The organism is Kitasatospora sp. NPDC007106, assembly GCF_040634455.1.
Lineage (GTDB): Bacteria > Actinomycetota > Actinomycetes > Streptomycetales > Streptomycetaceae > Kitasatospora > Kitasatospora arboriphila.
Window position 1 is genome coordinate 1 of the sequence record NZ_JBEYFP010001037.1, and the last position, 1,908, is coordinate 1,908.

Consider the following 1,908-nt stretch of genomic DNA (forward strand, 5'->3'; position numbering starts at 1 on the left):
CGGTCTGCGCACTGGCCTGCGCCCTCGGCACCCCGATCGCCCTGGCCCTGCGCCCGCGGGTCCGGTAGCCAAGGGCGTGGGGCTCCACCGCTCAGGGGCGCGTGGGGGCACCTGGGGTGACCGCCCGAGCGAGAGTTCGGTACGGCTTCCTGCGCCCCTGGGGGTCCTCTTCGGTCAGGCCGGGTGGCAGTAGCGGCGGACGAGTTCCTCGTGGTCGGGGAAGCGGCGCAGTAGGTCCTCGACCCGGCCGAGGGTCATGTCGGCGTAGTCGAAGCCGGGCACCACGGCCTCGCTGATCAGGCCGTGGTCGCCGGCCGTGAGGTGGGAGGCCTTCCAGACGCCGCCCGGGACGGCGAGCGTGAGGAGGTGGCCGCGGCCCGGGTCCTGGCCGAGGACGGCGCTCTCGTAGCGGCCGTCGGGGTGGAGCAGGTGGTAGGTGATCGGGTCGCCGTGGTGGTGGAAGTGCAGGATGTCGGAACGGTTGAGGTGCCAGTGCCCGATCGGCGACCAGTGCGTCAGCAGGTAGTGGATGGCGGTCACGGCGAACCGTTCACCGGCCGGGGTCCGCACCGTGGGCCGGTGGTCGGCCTGGTAGGTGCGCCGGAAGTAGCCGCCCTCCACGTGCGGTTCCAGACCGAGTGAGTCGATCCATTGCTGCGCCGTCGGCATGGCGTCCCTTCGTTCGGCGGGTCGGTGACCGGGGGTCATCCCTCGGGCACCTCGACGATGACCAGTGTGCCGTGGCTGCCGGGGCGGACGGCGTGCCGCGCTCCGGCGGGGACCCAGGCCAGGCCGCCCGGGCCGACGGTGGTTTCGGCGCCGTCCACGACGAGTTCGAGCCGGCCGTCGAGGACCAGCAGGGCTTCGGCGGTGGGGTGGTGTTCGATGGCGAGCGGCTGCCCGTCCATCCGGAGGACCTTCACGGCGGCGCTGCCCACGTGCCCGAGCAGACGGGAGCTCCAGGCGTCGGGCAGCGCGGCGGCCGCCGCGGCCAGGTCGACGGGCGTCGGGGCGACAGCCACCGGGGCGACGGGCATCGGGTGGTTGGGGGTCGGGTGGTCGGGGGTCGGGTGGTCGGGCATCGGGTGGTCGGGGGTCGGGTCGATCGCGGTCACGGCAGGCCTCCTCGGCGGCACGCCCCCGTGCGGGGCGTCCGATGCGGTTTTCGGGGTTGCCTGGAACCTATCCGGACGGGCGGGGCCGTTGGTCGACCGTTCGGTAAAACTTCGCGGGGCCGAGGGGGCGTCAGTCCGCCACCGCGCCGCAGGTGATGTTGACCGAGGCCGCGGTGATGCTGGCGGCTCCGTCCGAGGCGAGGAAGGCGGCGACCCGGCCGACGTCCGCGAGGTTCGCGGCGCGGCCGAGCATGGTCCTGCCGACGATCATCTCGGTGATCGCGTCGCGGGCCGGATCGGAGGCCGGGACGGTCTCGGGGATGCCGCCGGTGTGCAGGGTCACCACGCGGATGCCGTGCGGGCCGAGTTCGGCGGCGAGCTGGCGGCGCAGGGTGCCGGTCGCCTCCAGGGCCACTTGGAAGCCGCCGATGAAGTAGTCGCGGATCGGGTCGTGGCCGCCGTCGCCGCCGAAGTTGAGGATCACCCCGGACCGCTGCGGGATCATGTGCCGGGCGGCGGCCCGTGCGGTGAGGAACATCGACCGGACGGCGTTCACCACCGGCCGTTCGAAGTCCTCCAGCGACATGCCGGCCAGCGGGGTGCCGTGCACGTCACCGTAGGAGATCAGGTCGAAGGAGATGTCGATCCCGCCGAACCGTTCGGCGACCGCGTCGGCGTGCCGGTCGACGGCGGTCTCGTCGAGCGCGTCCACGACCGCCGTCTCGGCCGCGCCGCCGGCCGCGCGGATCTCCTCGGCCACCCGGTCCGGCCGGACGCAGGCCCGGCTGGACCG

3 protein-coding genes are annotated in these 1,908 nt (G+C 73.8%); all 3 read right to left on the reverse strand.

The features are described 5' to 3' along the window. Window positions 1–174: 174 nt before the first annotated feature. On the reverse strand, window positions 175–708 hold the full coding sequence (locus tag ABZ641_RS35450; protein ID WP_344624667.1) for a cupin domain-containing protein: 534 nt from the start codon (window positions 706–708) through the stop codon (window positions 175–177). After that, window positions 705–1,115 (reverse strand): cupin domain-containing protein, encoded by a 411-nt coding sequence (locus tag ABZ641_RS35455; RefSeq protein ID WP_359988525.1) that lies wholly within the window; start codon window positions 1,113–1,115, stop codon window positions 705–707. Before ABZ641_RS35455 ends, ABZ641_RS35450 begins: the two co-directional genes overlap by 4 nt. A 130-nt stretch (window positions 1,116–1,245) precedes the next feature. Next, window positions 1,246–1,908 (reverse strand): SDR family oxidoreductase (locus tag ABZ641_RS35460; protein WP_359988527.1); only part of this gene is annotated, 663 nt, incomplete at its 5' end.

Excerpts from the sequence above, each read along its gene's own strand:
- ABZ641_RS35450 (WP_344624667.1), bottom strand. The coding sequence starts at position 708 with ATGACCCCCGGTCACCGACCCGCCGAACGAAGGGACGCCATGCCGACG.